Annotated in this window: 16 protein-coding genes and 1 CRISPR repeat array; of the genes, 7 read left to right on the forward strand and 9 right to left on the reverse strand. The window is 68.7% G+C overall.

What is annotated here, in order from left to right:
* Window positions 1-31: 31 nt before the first annotated feature.
* From ABD946_RS06690 to ABD946_RS06715, 6 genes are all read left to right on the forward strand, one after another.
* Window positions 32-568: a hypothetical protein gene (locus tag ABD946_RS06690; protein ID WP_345281042.1), complete on the forward strand. Its 537-nt coding sequence runs from the start codon at window positions 32-34 to the stop codon at window positions 566-568.
* A complete protein-coding gene (locus ABD946_RS06695; protein ID WP_345281044.1) occupies window positions 568-2,103 on the forward strand; it encodes a terminase large subunit domain-containing protein in 1,536 nt (511 codons plus the stop codon). Before ABD946_RS06690 ends, ABD946_RS06695 begins: the two co-directional genes overlap by 1 nt.
* Before the next feature lie 71 nt (window positions 2,104-2,174).
* Window positions 2,175-2,486 (forward strand): hypothetical protein, encoded by a 312-nt coding sequence (locus ABD946_RS06700; protein ID WP_345281046.1) that lies wholly within the window; start codon window positions 2,175-2,177, stop codon window positions 2,484-2,486.
* A gap of 73 nt (window positions 2,487-2,559) precedes the next feature.
* Window positions 2,560-2,925: a hypothetical protein gene (locus tag ABD946_RS06705; protein ID WP_345281048.1), complete on the forward strand. Its 366-nt coding sequence runs from the start codon at window positions 2,560-2,562 to the stop codon at window positions 2,923-2,925.
* A 379-nt stretch (window positions 2,926-3,304) separates the two neighbouring features.
* Window positions 3,305-3,589 carry a hypothetical protein gene (locus tag ABD946_RS06710; protein WP_345281050.1) on the forward strand — a complete coding sequence of 95 codons (285 nt, stop codon included), beginning with the start codon at window positions 3,305-3,307 and terminating at the stop codon, window positions 3,587-3,589.
* A gap of 36 nt (window positions 3,590-3,625) precedes the next feature.
* The gene (locus ABD946_RS06715; RefSeq protein WP_345281052.1) at window positions 3,626-5,638 is read left to right on the forward strand and encodes a hypothetical protein; all 2,013 of its coding nucleotides are present in this window, start codon (window positions 3,626-3,628) and stop codon (window positions 5,636-5,638) included.
* A gap of 1,276 nt (window positions 5,639-6,914) precedes the next feature.
* Window positions 6,915-7,912: a CRISPR direct-repeat array (repeat unit 29 nt; unit sequence GTTCCCAACCCTCCTGGGCTGATGGCGAC).
* An 89-nt stretch (window positions 7,913-8,001) separates the two neighbouring features.
* On the opposite strand, the gene cas2 is transcribed toward ABD946_RS06715, so the two are convergent.
* Genes cas2 through cas6 form a run of 8 tightly spaced genes read right to left on the reverse strand, consistent with a single transcriptional unit; the run spans window position 8,002 to window position 15,963 of the window.
* Entirely contained in the window at window positions 8,002-8,265 is a 264-nt protein-coding gene (gene cas2, locus ABD946_RS06720; protein WP_345281054.1) for a CRISPR-associated endonuclease Cas2, read from the reverse strand.
* Between the two features lie 10 nt (window positions 8,266-8,275).
* Entirely contained in the window at window positions 8,276-9,256 is a 981-nt protein-coding gene (cas1b, locus tag ABD946_RS06725) for a type I-B CRISPR-associated endonuclease Cas1b (protein WP_345281055.1), read from the reverse strand.
* The gene (locus ABD946_RS06730; RefSeq protein WP_345281057.1) at window positions 9,256-9,777 is read right to left on the reverse strand and encodes a CRISPR-associated protein Cas4; all 522 of its coding nucleotides are present in this window, start codon (window positions 9,775-9,777) and stop codon (window positions 9,256-9,258) included. The genes cas1b and ABD946_RS06730 overlap by 1 nt, the downstream gene beginning before the upstream one ends.
* Entirely contained in the window at window positions 9,774-12,170 is a 2,397-nt protein-coding gene (cas3, locus tag ABD946_RS06735; RefSeq protein WP_345281059.1) for a CRISPR-associated helicase Cas3', read from the reverse strand. The genes ABD946_RS06730 and cas3 overlap by 4 nt, the downstream gene beginning before the upstream one ends.
* Window positions 12,152-12,862: a CRISPR-associated protein Cas5 gene (gene cas5, locus ABD946_RS06740; protein ID WP_345281061.1), complete on the reverse strand. Its 711-nt coding sequence runs from the start codon at window positions 12,860-12,862 to the stop codon at window positions 12,152-12,154. Before cas5 ends, cas3 begins: the two co-directional genes overlap by 19 nt.
* Window positions 12,859-13,920 (reverse strand): type I-B CRISPR-associated protein Cas7/Cst2/DevR, encoded by a 1,062-nt coding sequence (cas7i, locus tag ABD946_RS06745; protein WP_345281063.1) that lies wholly within the window; start codon window positions 13,918-13,920, stop codon window positions 12,859-12,861. Before cas7i ends, cas5 begins: the two co-directional genes overlap by 4 nt.
* Before the next feature lies 1 nt (window position 13,921).
* Window positions 13,922-15,346, reverse strand: coding sequence for a hypothetical protein (locus ABD946_RS06750; RefSeq protein WP_345281065.1), 1,425 nt, complete (start codon window positions 15,344-15,346; stop codon window positions 13,922-13,924).
* Window positions 15,343-15,963, reverse strand: coding sequence for a CRISPR-associated endoribonuclease Cas6 (gene cas6 / locus ABD946_RS06755; protein ID WP_345281067.1), 621 nt, complete (start codon window positions 15,961-15,963; stop codon window positions 15,343-15,345). The genes ABD946_RS06750 and cas6 overlap by 4 nt, the downstream gene beginning before the upstream one ends.
* A gap of 2,561 nt (window positions 15,964-18,524) precedes the next feature.
* On the opposite strand from cas6, the gene ABD946_RS06760 reads away from it, so the two are divergent.
* Window positions 18,525-18,716 (forward strand): hypothetical protein, encoded by a 192-nt coding sequence (locus ABD946_RS06760; protein ID WP_345281068.1) that lies wholly within the window; start codon window positions 18,525-18,527, stop codon window positions 18,714-18,716.
* Window positions 18,717-19,874: 1,158 nt separating this feature from the next.
* On the opposite strand, the gene ABD946_RS06765 is transcribed toward ABD946_RS06760, so the two are convergent.
* A complete protein-coding gene (locus tag ABD946_RS06765; RefSeq protein WP_380148677.1) occupies window positions 19,875-21,161 on the reverse strand; it encodes an IS256 family transposase in 1,287 nt (428 codons plus the stop codon).
* Between the last annotated feature and the right edge of the window lie 5 nt (window positions 21,162-21,166).

Genomic DNA, 21,166 nt, shown 5'->3' on the forward strand with positions numbered 1-21,166 from the left:
GCGCGGGGGCGCTCCGGATGGAGGACCCGCCATGGCCCGCCCCACGAAGGCGCAGCGCGCTGCCATCGCGCAGCGCCGCGCCGACGCCGTCGAACTGCAGCTGGCCGGCGTCGACTGGCTCACCATCGGCCGCAAGCTCGCCGCCGACCCGTCGATCAACACCGACCGGGTCGCCTACCCCCAGGGCTACGGCGCCGACCTGTACGCCAAGGGCAAGGAACCGCCGGACGACGCCGCCCTGATCCGCTACGCCTGCAAGGACGTTCAGCACGCCCTGGCCGAGCGGCACACCAACCTGGGCATCTCCGTCGACGAACTGCGCCTGGTCCACCACATGCGGCTGGAGCGCGTGTTCTTCGTCGCGTTCCGCCGCGCGGTCAGGGACGGAGACCTTCCCGCGGTCGACCGAGCCGTCCGCATCCTGGAGCGCGACGCCCGGCTGCTCGGCATCGACCAGCCGACCCGCACCGAGCTGTCCGGCCCGGACGAAGGGCCGATCACGCTGGAGGCGATCACCTCCGCCGAGCTGGCGCAGCTCATCGCAGCCACCGAGGGCGAGGATGGCTGATGGCGGACACCGCCGAACTCCTTGCCCAGTACCGGACGTTGCCCGCCGACCGGCGCCGGGTCATCGCCGCGAAGGCCTCGCCCAAGCTGCGCGTCGAGCTGGCCCGGGTCGAGAAGGACATGGCGATGCGCCGCTCGCCTGGCTCGCTCGCCGCGGTGCTGACCGCCGGGCGCGAGATGCAGGCCGAGCACCTGGACCTGATCGACGACGCCTTCCGGCGCATCGCCGCCGGCGAGTCCATCCGGCTGCTGCTCACCATGCCGCCCCGTCACGGCAAGTCCCGGAGGGCCGCCCGGTGGGCGCCGCTGTGGTACCTCCTTCAGCGCCCCGAGCACCGGGTGATGATCGCCTCCTACTCGGCCGAACCGGCGGACGACCACGGCCGGTGGATCAGGGATGCCATCACCACGTGGGGCGAGCAGATCGGCATCGCACTCCACCCCGGCTCGAAGGCGGCGAACCGCTTCGACATCTTCGGCCACGAGGGCGGCCTGGTCTGCGCCGGCGTCGGCGGAGGACTGACCGGCAAGGGCGCCCACCTCGCCGTGGTGGACGACCCGATCAAGGACGACGCCGAGGCGCAGAGCCCCACGATGCGCAAGCGCCTGTGGGAGTGGTGGCAGTCCGTCCTGTTGACCCGCATCGAGCCCGGCGGCTCCGTCATTGTTATCCAGACCAGGTGGTCCGAAGATGATCTTGTCGGGCGCATCCTCGCCAGCGAGACCGCCGAGGACTGGATCATCATCGACCTGCCCGCCATCGCGGACAGCCCCGACGACGCACTCGGCCGCCAGGTCGGCGAACCACTGTGGCCCGCCCGGTACGGACAGAAGGCACTCGCCAAGATCCGGCGAGCCGTCGGCGAACGAGTCTGGTGGTCGCTATACCAGCAGAAGCCCAGGCCGCAGGAAGGCGGAGTCTGGCAGCGCGCCTGGATCGACCAACACCGCATCACGCCAGTGCAGTTCAGCGGCCTCGACCTGGCGCGCGTCATCGTCGCCGTCGACCCAGCCGGTGGCGAGAGCCTGGTGGGCGACGAGACAGGCATCGTCGGCATGGCCGCCGGCTACGACGAGAACCTCTACGTCCTCGACGACCGGTCCGGCTCCATGGGCGCCAACGACTGGGGCCTCACCGCCTGCCACCTGGCCATGGAGCTGAAGGCGGACGCGATCGTGGTCGAGTCCAACTACGGCGGAGACATGGCCCGGCAGGTCGTCACCCAGGCATGGGACCAGCTGGCCCGCGAAGGCGTCACCCGCGGTCTGCTGATGCCGATGATCCTGGAGGTCACCGCCAAGGTCGGCAAGAGGCTCAGGGCCGAGCCGATCGCCCAGCTGTACGAGCAAGGCAGGGTGCACCACGTCGGCCAGTACCCGGAGCTGGAAGGGCAGATGGTCACCTGGGTCGCCGGCATGGACAGCCCGGACCGGATGGACGCAGCTGTACACGGCCTCACCGAACTCGCCGACCCGGACCAGCTCGCGATGCTGCCCAAGGGCCTGGACGACGCCCGCCTCGACGGCCGCCGGTAAGCGCCGAATCACCATAATAGGTTTACCGCCAACCAGGGCCCGTCAGCCGCCGGTAGGTTCCCGATCATGAAGTGAGGGGGAAGCTCGTCATCGCGGCCGTGGCCGGTGTCCTGGCGATCGGCGGGGGAGCAGCGTGGGTGGCGTGGCCTGATGCCGCGTCACCCGCCGGTCGGCCGGAGCCCGGTACGCCGGAGTGGGACAACTGGGAGAAGGAGTCGATCGTGGCCGGTCGGCTCGCTCAGCTGTCGATCGTGCAGCGAGGCGAGGAACGCTCCCGCGAGCTGTGCGACGCCGAGTGGGGCAAGCTCTGGCCCGAGCAGCAGGCCAAGCTCGACAAGATCGCCTTCGGCTCCGGCTGCATCCTCCAGCCACCGGGCCAGTAGGCGACAACGACAGTGCTGCTGCCGTTGTCCTACTCGGATTGCTCGGGTCACGAGGCCGGACTAGCTTGAATATATGGGACGGATCAAGACATTCTTCCTGAGCCCATATCGCCGTGCGGCTGCTTGGACTCTCGGCGGTCTTCTTGCGATCTTGGTGGGCCTTGGGATCTGGGTGGCCTGCCTTGCTGGCCCCGCCGCGGCTTATGACGTGACTTTGGGGCTGACGAGTCCGTTTGCGAAGGGCATGAAGGGTGGAGAGACGGCGAGATGGGTGGGCGGTGTCCTTGGCGTCCTTGGTTGGTTCGCGTTTCCGATCACCTTTGGCATCGTAGGAGCTGAATTCTTTGCTCGACGAGTCAAGCCGGTCGGGATTCAGCTCACCAAGGAGCAACGGGAGGAGATGATAAAGGAGTTGATGAAGCATAACCAGGAAGGGTAGGGGAAGCTGGCGGGAGCTAACGGCATGTCAGGCTTTCAGCGATGAAGATCCAAATGCGAAGTCTTGAGGACCTTCGCGATGATGCAGAGTCGTCCGAGACGGAGGTGCACTTCGCAACTCAGTTCTTGGCACTTCATGACCATCTGGGCACAGCGTCGGCCTCCTCCTTGGCGAACGACCACTGGGCCGCTACCGTTGTCCGTGTCGCACGGGCCAGGCTTTGCCCGGACGATAACCTCCTGGTCCGATGCTGTGAGCTGTACGCACTGGCAAGCTGCGTCACCCAGACCGTCTCGTCACTTACAGTCCGTTGCGAGCGCGGGGGCTGCTTTACTCTGCAGCCAAGGGCAATAGTTTCTCGCGCCACCTAGGGGTACACATGTTCGAGGTTGATCTTGACGCCGAAGAGTATGCCGAGTTCCCCACTGATGCGAGTCCGGATGAGGTCGTTGCTGCCATTGTCCTGGAGTGCTTCCCTGATGCCACGCCGACCGAGCTAGCCGAGGCCGTTCAGATTCTGAATGCAACCACCTTGGATGCCGCGAGAGCTGGCAAAGTTCCTTCTATGGGAACCGTTTATGAGGCGGCTGGAAAGCTTGAGGTCGTTTTCCCGTTGAAGGATTCACGCAGGCGAGACCTCGATGGCTGCAGTCCGCTACGCTGACCATCGGCGTGCGGCCTGGTTGCTCGGAGGAGCACTGTGGGCCTGCGCGAACTCGTCATCGACGGCTGGAGCTGGCTGAACTACAAGCCGGTGATGGCCGCCCCGATCCGCCGCGGCTCGGGCCCGTTCGCCGAGCTGGCCGCCGGCTGGGTGCCTCCGGAGGATCTGCGCCGACTCCAGGCGTACAAGCTGCTCGCCGCTTACGACAACAACCAGGCCGGACAGATCGCCGCCGCCTCGGGCGACGACACCGGACTGGAGCGGCGCGAGCTCGGCGACGCCGCGAAGCTGATCGACACCGCTCTCGGCTACATGCTCGGCTCCGAGCAGACCATCGTGGTGCCCGGGGCGGAGCACTCGGAGGACGAGGCACCGCCGACCGGCACGGTGGCAGCCCTGTCGGTGCAGAGCCGGTTGCGGGAGTGGGCGGAGAAGGAGCTGCTGCCGCTGCGCATCCAGCAGGCCGAGCGGTCGGCGGTTCGGTGCGGCGACACCGTGCACACCCTGGCGTGGGAGCCGTCGAAGGGCCGCCCGATCCTGCGGGTGATGGACGCCGGGTTCTACTTCCCGGAGTGGCCCGACGACGAGGCCGACGCGGCGGAGTTCCCGCCGCGGGTGCACTTCGCGTGGGAGCTGCCCGAGGACGAGCGTCGAGGGGTGAAGGCCAGGCTGCGACGGATCACGTACGAGCTTGGGCCGATCAGCGCGGCCAGCACGCCGGGCCGCACTCGATCGGGGCAGCCAGCCCGGGAGTTGATGTACGGGGCGGACGGCGAGCCGGTACTGATCGCCGGCGACCACCTCGACCCGGAGACCGGCACGATCCGGCGCACCTACCCGTGGGGGCCCGGACAGCAGTCCGGGCTGACCTGCTACCTGACCGACGCCGAGTGGCTGCTCGACGACCTGAAGAAGGACCACGACGTCTACAACCTGCCGACGGACAAGGCCGCTTACCGCGTCCGCTCCGACGGCGAGGTGCTGGAGCGGCTCGACCTGATGCTGGACTTCCTGCCGGTCGTCCACGTCACCAACTCGATCCCCGACGCGGGCGAGCACTGGGGGCAGCCGTCCATCGCGAAGGTCATGCAGACCCTCGACGAACTCGCCGCGACGGACTCCGACTCGGCCGCCGCGTCCGCGACCACCGGCACGCCGATCATCGGCCTGTCCGGCGTCCGGCTGCCCAAGGACCGGGTGACGGGCGCGACGCTCCCGCTCCAGGTCCGAGCCGGAACGGTGTGGTCGCTGGCCGAGGGCGGCTCGATGGACACCCTCGACACGTCCAACCAGCTCGCCGAGCTGCGGTCCCGGGTCGACCACCTCCTCGACCGGCTGGCGGGCAACTCCCGACTGACCTCGTCCGGCCTGGGCACCCTCGACCCGTCTGCCGTGCCGTCCGGCTACGCACTCCAGCTGGCGCTGGGGCCGCTGGACGCTCTGGTTAGCGGGATGCGGCTGGCCCGGGCGCACAAGTACTCGCTGCTGCTGAAGATGGTGTGCCGCCTCCACCAAGCCGGACAGGCCGAGGGCTGGCCGGCGGGGGAGACGCTGCCCGCACGGCTGACCTGGGGCCCGCACACCCCGACCGACCGGGCCGCAGTCCTGGATGAGGTGGTGAAGGGCTTCGGCGCCGGGGTGCTCAGCCTGGAGACGAGCGTGCGGATGCTCGCCGCGGCCGGCTACCCGATCGAGGACGCGGTACAGGAGGTGAAGCGCATCCAATCCAGGGCGTTCGACGCGCCGCCGCACGCCTGGCCGACGCTACCGGCGATAACGGGGCAGTCCGCGAGTACCTGGGGTTGCCCGAGGCAGGGCCGGAGATCCCTAAGGTCCCGGTGCTGGGTGACGTTCTGGGCCCGTGATCACGGGGGGCCGTCATTCTCTGATGGCTCCTTCAAGGCGGCCCTGCCGGTGTCGGGGCCGGAAGCTCCTCGAGCAGCGATCTCCCCTTCGACCATCGCCCACACCTCGGCAGGGGAGATCAGGGAGGCGTCCATCGTCTCTGTGAATCCCCCTTGCGGCATCTGGGCTCGGGTGAGGAACTGAGAGATGCCCGCGTTACGGATACGAGTGAGGACTTCGGATTCGATGGTGCGAGCATCTAGTCGCATCCGGGACCGGTTCACTTCCTGCCAGCCGTGCCGCAGATGATCCAGAATCCGCAGGGAGCTACCGATCCCAACCTTCACTGCCCGTAGCTCGGTGTGCTCGACAACGTAGACGAGCTGGATGGCGACTTCGAAGGGGCGCTGGGCTGAGATAGCTTGAATGTCTTCGACGGCGGGCAACCGAGCGGTTCGAACTCGTTCGCGGCGCGCACGGCGCTGCAGGCGACTCTCAAGCTGCCAGGCTTCCTCCTCGGCTCTGCGGTGTTCCGCGTCGCTCTGCCGCAGCTCGTCAACGACCACCCACTGCCACTGCTGTGCGATCTCCGCGAGCCGTTCAGGGGTGCTGTACCTCGCGGCGTGCCGCACTCGGTGCCGGATCATCTCCTCGAACGCGGGGGCTATCTGCGGTTGCTCTCGGACGTCTGTGAGCTCGGAGTTGACCTTCTTGTACACCTCCTCCCATGTCTTAGCTCCGTATATGGCGAGACCCACGGGAGGATCGCCTTCTAACCGCTCCTCGGCTGTCCGCGCCGGTGCCGTTACCAACGGCTTCGTCCGGTCCTGGGGATTTGCCAGGGCTCTACGTTGGGGTGGCGGTGGGATCACTGAGCTAGGGCACGAACCAGCATCCGTGCCTCCCCCCTTCTGCGTCAGCACCGTGAGCTGCAGAAGCCCATTCTCATCGCCTCATGGCGTGGTTGGCTACACTGATCTTCGGCGCGGGGGCGCTGCTCCGGAGGAATCCGAATGAACGCTCTGCCTCAGCCTGCCCAGCCTGCGGGCGCTCCGTCGAGTGAGCCGCCTGTTCAGCCGCCGGCCACGGACCCGGGCAGCACTCTGATCACCCAGGACACCCTGTCGCGTCTGCTTGCCCGGGAGAAGTCGCAGGGCGAGCGGAGCGCCGTGAAGAGGCTCGTCACCGACCTGGGCTTCGCCGACGCCGCCGTGGTGGCCAGCTGGGTTCCCAGCCCTCCAGGGCTGATGGCGAGACCTGCTCCCCGCAGAGCGGCCTCCTTAGCATGTTCCCAACCCTCCTGGGCTGATGACGACCCTGGAGCGTGCTGGTGTACAACCGCACGTTGAACGTTCCCAACCCCCCCTGGGCTGATGACGACGCCGGCGCGCGGTACGCGATGCGCTACGTCAGCAAGTTCCAACCCCCCCCGGCTGATGACGACGGGACTGGCTCGGGATCATCCTCCTGCAAGGCCGGTGTTCCCAACCCTCCTGGGCTGATGACGACGTGGCCGATCCGTCGTGCTGGCCGCTGGAGGCCGCGTTCCCAACCCTCCTGGGCTGATGACGACGCGGGCCAACCTCGTTGGCACCGCGGGCGCCTTCAAGTTCCCAACCCTTCTGGGCTGATGACGACCAGACGCACCCTACGAGGAGCAGCAGATGAGCGGGTTCCCAGCCCTCCTGGGCTGATGACGGCACCCCGGACGGACTGAAGCTGGACCCGACCACCGCGTTCCCAACCCTCCTGGGCTGATGGCGACCATGCTCTCGCTCGTGCGCGAGGACGGCCAGGACATGTTCCCAACCCTCCTGGGCTGATGGCGACGGCGCCTGCCGCCCGGCCCCACCCCAGGAGACCCAGTTCCCAACCCTCGTGGGCTGATGGCGACGGGAGAATGCCTTTATGACGACCCCCGCTGAGCTGGGTTCCCAACCCTCCTGGGCTGATGGCGACTCGGCGTCGTCGGCCCGGAGCGTGGTGAAGAACGTGTGTTCCCAACCCTCCTGGGCTGATGGCGACTGCTGAGGGGCAGGTCCAGCCGAGCAGTTCCCTGCGTTCCCAACCCTCCTGGGCTGATGGCGACAGGGCGAGCGGGCCGGCCTCCGGGAGGCGGATGTGCCGTTCCCAACCCTCCTGGGCTGATGGCGACGGGTGGCCGGGGTGATGGCGGGGCGGCAGAAGCCGCGTTCCCAACCCTCCTGGGCTGATGGCGACGGGTCTCGACGGCGTCGAGAGTGGGCTCGGCGTCGCGTTCCCAACCCTCCTGGGCTGATGGCGACGCTGGAGAAGCTCCAGGGGGAGTGGGACAAGCTTGGGTTCCCAACCCTCCTGGGCTGATGGCGACTCGAGCTCTCGCAGCCGTTCTTCGCCTGCGGCGAGTTCCCAACCCTCCTGGGCTGATGGCGACGGGGGAAGGCGGCGGCGATCTGGTCGAGTCGCGCCGGTTCCCAACCCTCCTGGGCTGATGGCGACCCGAGGGTAAAGCCGCAGGTCAGAGAATACCCCTGCGCCGGGCCAGCGGTGCTTTGTGCAGGGGTTGGGCGGTGGTGCATCAGTGCTGGTCAGATGATGTCTCCGGGGCCGCCCAGGTGGGTGCCGATGGTGGCGGTGTTGATGTAGTCGGGGGAGCGGGTGGTGTAGGTGATGATGCTGTCGTAGGTGGGGTCGATGACGGTTTCGAGTGTGCTGGTGAGGGCGCGGTACTGGGCGGGGGTGAGTTCGCCTTGGAAGACGCTGCGTTGGGTCCAGTGGAGGTATCTGCGGCAGGTTTTGAGGACTTTGGGGTTGCGTTCGGCGGCGGTGTCGTAGACGAGGATGACGAACATGGGAGGGGGTTCACCACCAGGGGCGGAAGGGCTTGTAGGGGGTGCCTTCGAGGCAGAGGCGGACCAGTTTGAGGGCTTCGAGGTGGATGAGTTCCTCGTAGCTGACTTTCCGCTTGAGGGTGCGGTGGTGGACGGTGGTGGCGAGTTCTTCGCGGACGAGGGCGGCGATCTTCTTGCGGCCTGCCGTGCTGAGGGAGGCGTGGCCGACTCCGGTCTCGAAGTCGCTTGGCTTGAGGTGCTTTTGGTGGGCGGCTCGTAGCAGGAGGCGTTCGGCGAAGAGGGGTTTGAAGGGTTCGGCGAGGTCGAGGGCCAGGGTGTTGCGGCGCCGGTTGGTGTCGGCGTGCAGGAACGCGATGGCGGGGTGGAGGGGGGTTGCGCGCAGGGCGGTGAGGACGCGGGCGTAGACGATGGAGTTGAGGTAGCTGACGAAGGCGTTGCCGGCGTTGGTGGGCGGGCGTCGGGTGCGGCCGTTGAGGCGTAGCCAGGTGGGGAGTTGGGTGTCGAGGGCGGCCCAGACGGTGCGGCGGAAGTTGCCTTCCTGGGCCATGAGTTGGGCGCTGTCGTGGCAGTTGGGGAGGTTGTCGCGCAGGGTGGTCAGGGCGGGGTCGAGGAGGTCGTTGTCGAGGACCCAGCGGAGGTTTTCGGCGGTGGCGGCCAGGAGGGCTCGGGCGATGGGGAGTTGGTGTTCGGGGTCGGTGGTGAGGTGGACCTGGCGTCGTAGGACGGTGGCGGAAGACATGGATTCGGTGGCGGCGAAGTGTCCGGTGTGGTTGCCGTAGTGGTCGAGGACGTGGAGGGTGATGTTGTGCCGCCCGAGTAGGGAGAGGGCGGAGGTGTTGACGTCAATGTGGTCGAAGGCGACAAGGTCGCGGATGTCGGTGACGGGGATGCGCACCGGTTGGCCGTCGGGGCGTTCGATGCGGACGCTGTCGTTCTCGCGGCGGATGCGGCAGGGTTCGGTGAGCCAGTAGGTGCGGCCGGCGGCGGGCATCAGGTTCCCCAGCAGTAGTCGAGGTAGGAGCAGCCGCTGCAGGCGGCTCGGGTGAGGCGCTCGGGTGCGGTGCTTCGGGCGATGATGGCGCGGGCTTCGGCTTCGGCGTCCTCGGCCTGGTCGCGGGCCTCGTCGTTCCAGGCGACGTCGGTAGTGCGGCGGATGAGGGGGTAGTGGACGATGCCGCCGCGGACGTTGACGCCGCGCCGCTCCAGCAGCAGGCAGTAGTGCCGCACCTGGGCGTCGTGGGCGGGGGAGGGCGCGCGGGAGGACTTGGTCTCGTGGACGACGGCGCCGGTGGTGACCCAGTCGATGCGGGCCTCGCCGAGGTCGACGTCGCGCCGGCGGGTGAAGGTGGTGGCGTCGACGGCTTCGCCGAACGCGACGAGGTCGCTGCCCGCTTCGGGGCGGTATCCGCGCATGTAGAGCCAGAGCTGGCGGGGGCAGTGGTGCAGGTACTTGATGTGGACGCCGCCGAGGCCGTGCTCGTCCTGGACCGGGTCGGTGGGAAGGGACTTCACAGGATCGTCTCCGGCATGCCAGGCGGAAGGAGTCCAAGGACGGTGTCGTACTCGCCGTCGATCACATACAGCCCAAGGCTCCTGCTGTACTTCGCCCGGTAGGTCTTCAACTGGGTGTGGCGCAGCGGGATCAGCATGCCGGCCGCCAGCAGCGGGTCGCCGGCCTCACCTTTGATGAGGGCGCTGTACTCCTGTTCGTCGTCGCGGTGCAGGACCTCGACGCTGTCGAAGCGCTCGCCGAGCGTCTTGGCGTGCTCGGTGCGGTCGAGGAACGGTTCGCGGAAGGTGAGGAACTCGGTGGCGAACCCGTCGCGGGCGGCGCGGGCGCGCTGCGCCCAGCCGCGGCCCCAGTCGGTGTCGTAGGCGAGGTGCAGCAGGCGGTCGATGTCCTGCTCACTGAGGCTGGTGGCACCTTCCGCGGCCAGGGTCGTCAGGGCGCTCCAGGCGGCGTCCACCGCTGCCTGCTCGTAGGGCCGGTGGCTGTCTGGGCGATGGACACGGAACTCGACAGGCCCTTGAGGGTGCAGGCCACGGCGGTTGACCCGGCCGGCGCGCTGGGCGACGGCCTCGATGGGGGCGTTCTCCGCCGCACCGCGGTCGAAGTCGAGTTGCAGCGACACCTCGACCGTCTGGGTGGCCACCACCAGCCCGCCGCTGCGCCGCGGCCGGCCTGGGCGGCGTTCGGGATGGCGTGCCAGCAGGCGTTCCTCGATGGCGTCCCGGTCGCGGTTCTTGAACCGGGAGTGCAGCAGGAGCGCCGCATCGTCCCCTTCCCAAGCCTCGGTGTTACCGGGGCAGGTGGCGCGGGCGTCGTCGGCGAGGGCTTCGAAGAGCCACTGCGCGGCGGCGACGGTGTTGGCCACCACGAGGACACTGTGGCCTTCCGTGAGCCAGCCGCGCAGGCGCTCGATGCTCGCGGGGTGGGTGAGAGGAAGGTCGTCGACGGCCAGGCGGTGCCGGACGGGAGCGGTGCCGGGCTCGGCACGCACGGGCGTCACCGGCAGCGTGAGGGTATCGGTGATCAGGCCGAGGAGGGGCGGGGCGAGGGTGGCGGACAGGACCGCGATCCGGCTGCCCAGGCGCTCCCACAGGCGCATCGACGCGCACAGGCGGCCGAAGGTCTCGGGGTCGTAGGCGTGGAGTTCGTCGAGGACGAACAGGGAGTTGGCCTGCTCCAGGAGCAGCGAGGAGTGGGCCGGGCCGGCGAGCGCCGCGGTGAGGAGCTGGTGTGGGGTGGCCACGCGCAGGCGCTGCCTGAACAGGCGCATCACACTCGCGCGGGCCTTAGCCTTCTGCGCGTCCTCCTTGGTCGGTGTGCAGTCCTCCGCGAGGGCCTCCGTCAGGAGGGTGCGGGCCAGGGCGCCGTGGAGCAGGCCGATGTCGGGGGTCACCCCGTAGGCCAGGGCCTCCTCGAAGCGGCGCCGGGCGGCGTTGAGTGAGGCCCGGTAGGGGAGGGTCCACACGATCCTGGGCAGGCCCGGCATGCTGCCCAACTGCCTCGCGGCCCAGGCGAGCCCGCTCTCCGTCTTGCCGCTGCCGGTGTAGGCGGTGAGCAGCAGGTGCCCGTCGGCACGGGCGGCCTCGGCCTGGTGGCGGTGCGGGGTGAAGGGAAGGCGCTGCAGGTAGTCGCCAGGTAGGGGCAGGTGGGTCTGCAGGTCGGCGTGGGCGGAGCCGGCGTGGTCGGCGAGGGTCAGCGCGCCCTGGGCCAGGACCGCGAGCAGGCCGCGGTCCGGCTCGCACTCACCGCCCCAGGCGTCGAACACCTCGCCGAGTAGCGCACCGGCCCGCTCCGCCAGCGCCGGCCCGCCGGCGGCGGGCGGCGGGTCGGTGCCGAGGAAACCGGCGAACCAGGCCAGGAGTTCCTGGTGAAGCCCGCGCACCACCTGCGGTCCCCGCTCGGGCGCCGCCAGGACACCGAACGCCTGCATCCAGTCGGTGCGCTTGTTGTACAGCTGCGCCAGGGCGGGCTTGCCGCCGCTGAGGGAGTTGGAGGTGAACAGCGGCCGGTGGTGACTGGCCACAAGAGTGGCGATCAGCAGCCGCTCACTCTCGCTCCATCCGGCGGCCGGTGCGAGGAGGTCGACGTAGGCGAGCGAGAGGACCTCGTGGCGCTCCCCCCACTGCCGACCGCCGGGCCGCACCTGGCGTTGGAACCCCTCGGCGATCTTCCCGGCGTCGTGGAGCAGGGCCGCTGCCCGAATCAGCGTCCAAAAGCGTGGGTCGGTGGCGATGACGCCCGCGTCCGCGATGCGGGCCTGGAGTTGAGCGGCCATCAGATGAACGGTGCGCGAGTGCGTGGTCAGGCGCTCGGGAGCCTTGACGGGGCGGGATTTGGCGAGCAGGTCGGTCAGGGCGCGCCGGCGTGGCGGCCGGGTCAGGAGGTAAGGAGCCATACGGCTTGGGTGTCCTCGGGGATGTGGTCATGGGCGGGGGCCTCGCGGTAGGCCCCGTGGACGGCCACCGGCGTACGCGCGGGCTCGTCGCACCACAGGTGGTCGGCCCAGGTGGTGGTGAGTCGGTCGGCGGAAGTGGTGCGGGCGAGCCGGTGAAGGTGCGCCTGCGGGAGCTCGTGCCCGCCGGGCGGAGCCAGGGCGTGGCCGACGAGCGCGGTGGCCGCGGGCACGAGCGTGACCTCTCCCGCGCCGACGGGGTGGACGAGGTCCTGCGAGCGGCCAAGGCGCAGCGCGTGCACGGGCCGGCGCAGCGCGGCGGCCACGCGCTCCCCGTCGGGCTCGGGCAGCCACAGCGTCAGGTGGACGCCGGCCAGGAAGGGCCGGTCCTTGGCGGTCGCGCCGCCTTTGCCGAACCGCACGCGTCCCCCTGACGCGGGCAGGCTCCCGTCGGCGGCGATGGGATGGTAGGTCTCGGTGTCGACGCCGTGCCCCTCGGCCCAGGCTGCCATGCCGAACACCACCGGCTCCGCGGCCCTGCCGGTCGCGGCGGCGAGCATGCCGCGCACCGTCGAGGGCGGCGGAACGGGAAGGCAGCGGGTCAGCCCGGGAAACAGCGGGTCGCGGAAGGAGGCGACGGGCGCGTACAACTCGACGCGCACAGCCTGCACCGGACCGGACAGGGGCGCGGTCACCGGCGGACCGGGTCATCGAACCAGCCGTCGAGCCGGCCCTCGGCCAGGTCGGCGGCCAGCTGCAGCAGGACGGTGCGGGGATGGTCAACGACGATGGTGCCCTCCGCGATCTCCTGGGCGCACTCCTTCTCGAAGTCCTCGCGCGCCAGGTCCTGGAAGCCCGGCCGCCAGCCGATCCGCACCGGCGGCGTCCATTCACCCGCCCACGCCGCCAGCTCCTTGCGCAGCACATCACCACGGATCCGCACACCCGAATCCGGATCACTGGCGACGACGTGACCGAACGGGTTCACACCGCCCTCGAACGGGGCCATCACCAGCAGCGCCGGAACCCGGTCACCGTAGTGCAGGGCCTGCTTCGCACCACCGCTCAGGTTCGCCAGCGCCCCGGGCAGCAACGACGCCCGCCGCCGCCGCTCCCCAATCGGCAAACGCACAGCCGGCTGCCCCCGAAAATCCCCGCTGACAGCACCCAACGACAAGGCATCCGCGAGCTGCATCGCCTGATCCTGCGTCAGGTAGTTCGGCCGCCCCACACCCTCGGCGCTCGGCATCGTGAACGTCCCCACCCGCGGCACGTCCAGCAGAAACGGCGCCACCAGATCCGCCGAATAGAACTCGTGACCGTGCAACACCGGCTCCGGCACACCACGGGACATCACACCGAAATCGGAGGTGACCCGCACCGGCTCCGCCGACAGCAACGTCCCCAGCATGAACGGACTGTCCCGCAACGTCGTCGCGGAATCGTCCTTCTTCGCCCCCGCCCGCATGTACCCGAACAGATCATCATCGACGAACCGGATCGGGTCCGCCGCCGTATTCGCCTTCTGCGCCTTGCCCTGCGCCTTGCCGACCCTGGTCACGGGGGAGGGCACCATGCCGAGCTCGACCATCGTCTCCCGGAGCCAGCGGCGCGCGGCCTGCGCCGACACGTACGGATGCCGGCCATCGTGCATCTGCGCGTACTTCACCCGCGCCGTCGTGTCCTCGCTGCGGCCGTTGTTCGGCGCACCCGCCCGCACCGCGAGCACCATTGTCCCTGCCAGGTAAGCCATGTCAGACCCCTTCCAACTCGTACTCGTCGTAGCCGTCCTCATCGCCGCCCGCGGCGAAGGGCGGACGGTCCTCGTCCTCGGTTCCCTCGTCCGGGCCCCTGCCGGAGCGGCCGGCGCTGACGGCGACGCCGCGCTCCTGCAGCAGCTCGCACACCCGCGCGAACAGCAGCATCCGCAGCTCCCACGAACGCGACTGACGCCTGATCAGCGGCTTCCACGCCTCCGGCCCGGCCAGTGCCACCGCCGATCCGTCCAGCTGGAGACGGAAGTGCGCCTGTACCAGCAGCGTCCCGAGCTGGTAGTCGTTGAGCGCAGCGTTGCGGTACTCCGCCAGCCGGCCGCGCGGGCTGGTGCCCTGGGCAATCCACTCGGCGAGGACCTGTGCCACAGGCTCCACGTCCGTGTCCATTCCGAAGACCTCCTTCGCATAGGTGAAAGCGAGCGAGCCCAGAGCCCGGCGATCCGCCAGCGGCCACGCCTCGTCGGTGTCCGACAGGAGACGGTGCACCTGCCCCAGCAGCGGCCGGCTCCGGCCGTCCTCCGCCTCGAACAACAGCCGCGCCGCCACGCCCTGACCGCCGGCGACGAGTGTTCCCGCCGCGTCGTACTGGTTCAGCGAGCCGCACAGCAGCCGCCACCCACGGCGCAGCCCCGCGTTGCCGTCCACCATCGCCAAGAACACCGGCACGGCCCGCCGGGCCCGGGTCACCCGCAGCCACGGCTCCTGGTTGTCGTTCTTGAAACTCCACAGCGTGCTCGCGCACAGACCGCTCCCCGCGTTGCGCAGCGCGGCCAGCACCACCCGCTCGGGCTTCGCCGCGGCCATCAGCCCGGTGAAGCCGGCCTGCATCACCATCCGGGCCCGGCGGACGTTGCGCCTGGCGAACTCCCGCTCCGCAGTGGGCGATTCGCAGGACAGGACTGTCGCGGACCCTGCCGTCACCCACGCCCCGTACGGCAGCGCCCACACCGCGACCCGGCACCCCCGGCACACCGGCCAGCCCGCCAGCTTCGGCGGCAGGTTGTTCAGCGCCTTGCTCGTGTCGAACAGCGGCAGATTCGACTTCGACCACACCACCCCGGCCCCGGCGCCGCAGAACGTACACGGCCACGACGCCGCCGTACCCGCGCTGTCAGGAGCGAACAACTCCTCGATCGCCGGTCGGAGCACTGCCGCCTCCGACGGGCGTTTGCTGTGGGTGGCCTTCGAGTTGGGGTAGAGCGCGAACAGCACCTTCCACCAGTCGTACCGGCCACTGTCCTTCGACGCCGTCCCAGCAGCGACCACATCCGCCACCAGCACAGCGGCCACAGCCTCCAGATCCCCCGCACTTACCTCCTCCGGGTCCGCGCGGCCGGCCATGACCGCGACCGCCCACGCCCCCGCCCGCTGCAAGGGATGGCCCGACGCGGTGAGGACGCTCACCTGATCCACCCGAACCCCTGAATGGTGTCCAGCCCCAACCCCCAAGACCTGAGCGCCTCAACGAACCTCACATCAGCGTCCAGCTCCACCCGAACCCGCGCCCCGATCCGCGGCGCACCACGCACCGTGAACCTCCGGCGCGGCCCCGCCTCCAACACCCGCACCCCACGCGGAGCCGGCAACCCCAGCACATCCGCCTTGTGCGCGAGGTTATGGGACAGCCGATCCACGAAATGCTCGTCCCCAGGGAGCAGGTTCCGGCTCTCGTGCTTCAACACCACCGGCGTCAGCGTCTCCAACTCGAACGGACCACCACCAGCCGGCGCCGGTGCCGAACCCTCCAGAGCGATCCCACGAACCGACAGCCTCGTTGCGCCCCACACCAGTTCCTCACACGACGCCAGCGACCTCATCAGTGCAGAGGCGATCTCCGGAACCGGAGACCCGAACCACACCGAACCCTGTTGCGACGTCGTGTACACCCCCCGGCGCGGCGGCGCTCCGACGAACAGTGGCCCCGCCACGCCCACCGGCTTCAACGGCATCCCGTTCCAGCCATTGTCGTGCAGCTCACGGGCCAGAGCACCGTCGTCCTGGGCTTCGAGCAGCCGATACACCACACCCCGCGCTGCACCGTGGACGTCCTCCCACCGAATGCTCGGCGAATCCGGTGCCACATCAACCCTCACCCTCAACGCACCCTCCAGACCTTGCGATAGCCAGCACCCGGAACCTGCAGGAACCACCCGCGCGCAGCGAAAGCTAGACGTCCTAGTGTGTCCAGTGCCGCAGTTCCTCATAGTTCGCACCAACACTCGCTGCCGCGTGATATTGCCGCCAAGGGCGGCACCTGCGAGCCGCCGCAAGACGGTTCCAGGAGAGCTAACTGGCGGCAGCAAGAGCATCCCGTGCTCCCGGCCACCCATCCAAAGGTCCCTGGCCAGCGAGAACGCACTACTGGACAGTTGCTGCACTCTGCAGCCCGCGCGATACGGCTATGCTCCGCGACCGCCCCACCGGCTGCCACGCCGCTGTGGGCTCCTTGCCCTCAGAGTGGACGACGTCTGTAGACACCCCCGTCGTGCTAGAGATTGAGTTCCCAACCCACCAAGGCTGATGACGACGAGGGAGAGGCCCGCGTGGAACGCGACGAGGTCAGGTTCCCAACCCTCCAGGGCTGATGACGACCCCCGGACTGCGCCTACTGCCCCTTCTACGCCCCGGGTTCCCAACCCTCCTGGGCTGATGACGACTCAGGGAGTTCTCCAGCGACCAGCCCTCGATGTCCGGTTCCCAACCCTCCACGGCTGATGACTACGGGCGCGGTCAGCGTGACCTACGCGGCCGAGACCATGTTCCCAACCCTCCAGGGCTGATGACGACGTACCCGTCGGAGGAGGAGCTGGCCCAGTACCTCTAGTTTCCAACCCTCCAAGGCTGATGACGACCCGTCCGGCGCCGCCAGATCGCCCGGGAGTTGTTGTTCCCAACCCTTCTGGGCTGATGACGACGATGCAGGAATCCACCCTGCGGAACCTGGTCTACGGGTTACGACGTGCGGTCATCAGCACGTACCAGAGAACGACCACGGGTTCCTAACCCTCCAGGGCTGATGACGACTGATGTACAGGCGGCCGTCGTCGGCCAGGTGTCCGCGTTCCCAACCCTCCTGGGCTGATGACGACCTCTACCTGGAAGCCGGCCGCTCCACCGGGACCGCGTTCCGAACCCTCCAGGGCTGATGACGACGCTGGAGCACGGCGGGCACTTCGCCCTGGAGCCCGGGTTCCCAACTCTCCTGGGCTGATGACGACGTCGCGGGACTGGCTGCTGGTGCCCGGGGTGCGGGCGTTCCCAACCCTCCAGGGCTGATGACGACCGCCGGGGAGGCGGAGGGTCGCAGTCTGGACGGCCGGTTCCGAACCCTCCTGGGCTGATGACGACGCGCGCCCCGGTGGGCCATGCAGGAGTGGGAGGCCTGTTCCCAACCCTCCAGGGCTGATGACGACGCGCGCCCCGGTGGGCCATGCAGGAGTGGGAGGCCTGTTCCCAACCCTCCAGGGCTGATGACGACGGGAGCGGAGGGCGAGGTACTGGCCGGGCCAGGCCGGGCCGGGCCGGGTTCTCCCGGGCTGATGACGACCCGCGAGCTCGTTCTGGCCCTCGCCCTGTGGGCTGGGTTCCTAACCCTACTGAGTTGGAGTTGATGACGACTCCGGATCGCGGGACTCGGCCGGGGTGGTCCTGGCCGGTTCCCCGCCCTGAGGAGGCTGATGAAGACCCGCTGCGCACGCTCGGTTCATGCGTGCCGTACACATTCCTAACCCGCCTGCTGATGACAATGGCGGGTCGGTTCACTGCCTGGATCGAGACGGACGCGTTCCCAACCCGCCCGGCTGATGACGACCGGGAGGTTTGACCATGCCTCGAGCTCGACCTCACCCGTTCCCAACCCTGCAGGGCTGATGACGATATGGCATCCGGGGGCGAGGCTGGCAAGCCCATGAGGTTCCCAACCCCCCACGGCTGATGACGATGCTCACGGAGCGCACCCCGTCCGGCGCGCTGAAGGTGTTCCCAGCCCTCCCGGGCTGATGACGGCGGACGCCACGATCTTCTACTCCGCCCACCAGGATGCGTTCCCAACCCCAGGGTGGATGATGGCGAGCACGGCCAGCGCCGCCTGTCGGAGGAACGCATGTTTCCATCCCTCCTGGGCTGATGACGACCGGCGGCATCGTCGGCTGTCTCGGGGCACACTCCTGTTCCTAACCCGCCCCGCCAGTGTTGATGACGACGACCCTGCAACATCTTGGCCAGTCCGTGCGTGACCTGTTCCCAACCTCCCAGGGCTGATGATGACTACAGCATCGTCATATACACCGCCCGGCTGTGGTCGTTCATAACCCTCCTGGGTGGATGATGGCCCGGCTTCGGCGGTCTTGGTGCGGATGGACAGTGGGAGCTCCCAACTCTCCTGTACTGATGACGACCTGGGTCCATCCGGTGGAAGCCGGCGAGGACTGCGCGTTTCCAGCCCTCCTGGGCTGATGATGACGGCCACCAACCAGCGCGGCTACCAGGACCAGCCGCTGTTCCCAACCTTCCTGGGCTGATGTCGACTGCCTGACCGACGGCCCGCTGCCAGGCAGCCTAGTGTCCCAATCTTGCTGGGCTGATGACGACCTCCTGGTGGTGGGGCGCGGGCGGGCAGCCCGCGCGTTTCCAACCCTTCTGGGCTGATGACGACGTCGCGCAGGCACAGCAGGTGGACGCGGTCCGGGTTCTCAACCCTCCTGGGCTGATGACGACCGCCCTCAACCCCGAGGCCGCCGCCATCGCCCAGGCGTTCCCAACCCTCCCGGGCTGATGACGACTCGGGCTCATCCCCTGGGAGGAGCTCCCTGCCTGGATGTTCCCAACCCTCCCGGGCTGATGACGACTCGGGGTCCTGCCCGACCACCTCCCGGGCATCGAGTTCCCAACCCTCCCGGGCTGATGACGACGCCGATCGGTGGGGCCTCCGCCATGGCGGCACAGATGTTCCCAACCCTCCTGAGCTGATGACGACAGGCGATGGAGTAGGACGCCAAGGACCGGCTGAAGTTCCCCACCCTCCTGGGCTGATGACGACCCAGCAGGTCGGCCAGGCCGCCCGTTACTGGCACGCGTTCCCAACCCTCCTGGGCTGATGACGACCCGGTAACCGACGGGGGAGCAGGTGCCGGGCCCGGCGTTCCTAACCCTCCGGTCCGGGGTTGATGACGACGCGGGTCCTGGTGGTGGGGCGGTGCCAAGCTCGGGTTCCCAGCCCTTCGGGGTTGATGACGACGGCCTCCCCCCCAACTCACTATATGGGTGCACGAGTTCCCAACTCTTCAGGGCTGATGACGACTAGCAGCGCGTCATACGGGACGGGCAGATCGTCAGTGTTCCCAACCCTTCAGGGCGGATGACGACCGGTACGCCGACCGCCGGAACCTTTGGGAGATTACCGGGTTCGTGACCCTCCAGGGTTGACGACGACGCCGTCCATCACGGTGCTCGCCCGTACCTCGGCGTTCCCAACCCTCCAGGGCTGATGACGACGATGCTGATTCATGTGACAACAGATCAACTCCCCGACTTCCCATCCCTCCAGGGCTGATGACGACGGGCGACGAGGCGGCCTACGGCCCGGCCCTGTGGCGTTCCCAACCCTCCAGGGTGGATGACGACCCGAGCCGGACGTGGTCCTGCTGCACGCGGGGGTGAAGTTCCCAACCCTCCAGGGTGGATGACGACCTGGCCTGCGGCGGAGCGACCGGTTCGGGGTCTTCATGCTGCTGGGCATCGCGGCGGGACTGTGGCTCTCGTACGCCCCGCAGAGCTGATGAGGAAGGAGCACCATGCAGATCAACGCGCGGTCATGACTCACGCCCCCGCCACTGCCCACCCGACGCCGTGCTCGGCGAGCTGCGCGAGCTGATCCGGAGTCAACTTCGCGCGGGGGTGTGTCCAGTGACTGGTGTATCTCGTGTTGTGTGAGTTACCGGCGGCCGATGGAGAGACGGCCGTCGAAGGCGATGTCGAACGCCTGGAGGGCGGGCTTCCATCGCATGGTCCAGCGTTTGCGTCCCTGGCCGGTGGGGTCGAGGCTCATGACGGCCATGTAGACGCACTTCAAGGCCGCTTGCTCGTTCGGGAAGTGCCCGCGGGCGCGGACGGCCTTGCGTATGCGGGCGTTCACACTCTCGATCGCGTTGGTCGTGCAGACGACCCGGCGGATCTCCGCGTCGAACTGGAGGAACGGCACGAACTCGGCCCAGGCGTTCGACCAAAGCCGAACGATTGCCGGATACTTGGCGCCCCACTCCTCCTGGAACTCCAGGAAGCGTTCCTCGGCGGCGTCGGCGGTCGGCGCGGTGTAGATCGGCTTGAGCGCGCGGGAGATCTTGTCCCAGTCCTGGCGGGCCGCGTATCGAAACGATGCCCGCATGAGGTGGACCACGCAGGTCTGTGTGATCGCCTGTGGCCAGACCGTGCCTATGGCGTCCGGTAGGCCCTTCAGGCCGTCGCAGACGACCATGCACACGTCCTCGACGCCGCGGTTCTTGATCTCGGTCAGGACCTGGAGCCAGTACTTGACACCCTCTCCGCCGTCGCCGGCCCACAGCCCGAGGATGTCCCGGGTGCCGTCCACGGTCACCGCGAGGGCGACGTAGACCGGCCGGTTGGCGACCTGTCCGTCGCGGACCTTCACGTGGATGCAGTCGATGAAGACGACCGGGTAGACCGGGTCCAGAGGGCGGTTCTGCCATTCGGCCATCCCGTCCATGACCTTGTCGGTGATGGTGGAGATGGTCGACTTGGACACGCTCGCGCCGTAGACCTCGGCCAGGTGGGCCGAGATGTCGCCATGCGTCAGGCCCCGGGCCGAGAGGGACAGCACCATCTCGTCGACGCCGGACAGCCGCCGCTGGCGCTTCTTGACGAGCTGCGGCTCGAAGGAGCCCTCGCGGTCGCGCGGCACGTCGATCTCGACCGGGCCGACGTCCGTCAGCACGGTCTTCGAGCGGGCACCATTGCGGGAGTTGCCGCTACCAGCCCCGGCCTTGTCGTGCTTCTCGTAGCCGAGGTGGTCGGTGATCTCTCCCTCCAGAGCGGACTCCAGCACGCGCTTGGTCAGCTGCTGCAGCAGCCCGCCCTCGCCGGTCAACTGGAGCCCGCTCGCGCGGGCCCGGTCGACCAACTGCCCGATCAACTGCTCGTCCAGCAGGTCAGTCGCTAGCCCGGCCGGCCGGACCTCTTCAACCGCCTCAACCGAGACGATCACGTCGC

The organism is Kitasatospora albolonga, assembly GCF_039535905.1.
Lineage (GTDB): Bacteria > Actinomycetota > Actinomycetes > Streptomycetales > Streptomycetaceae > Kitasatospora > Kitasatospora albolonga.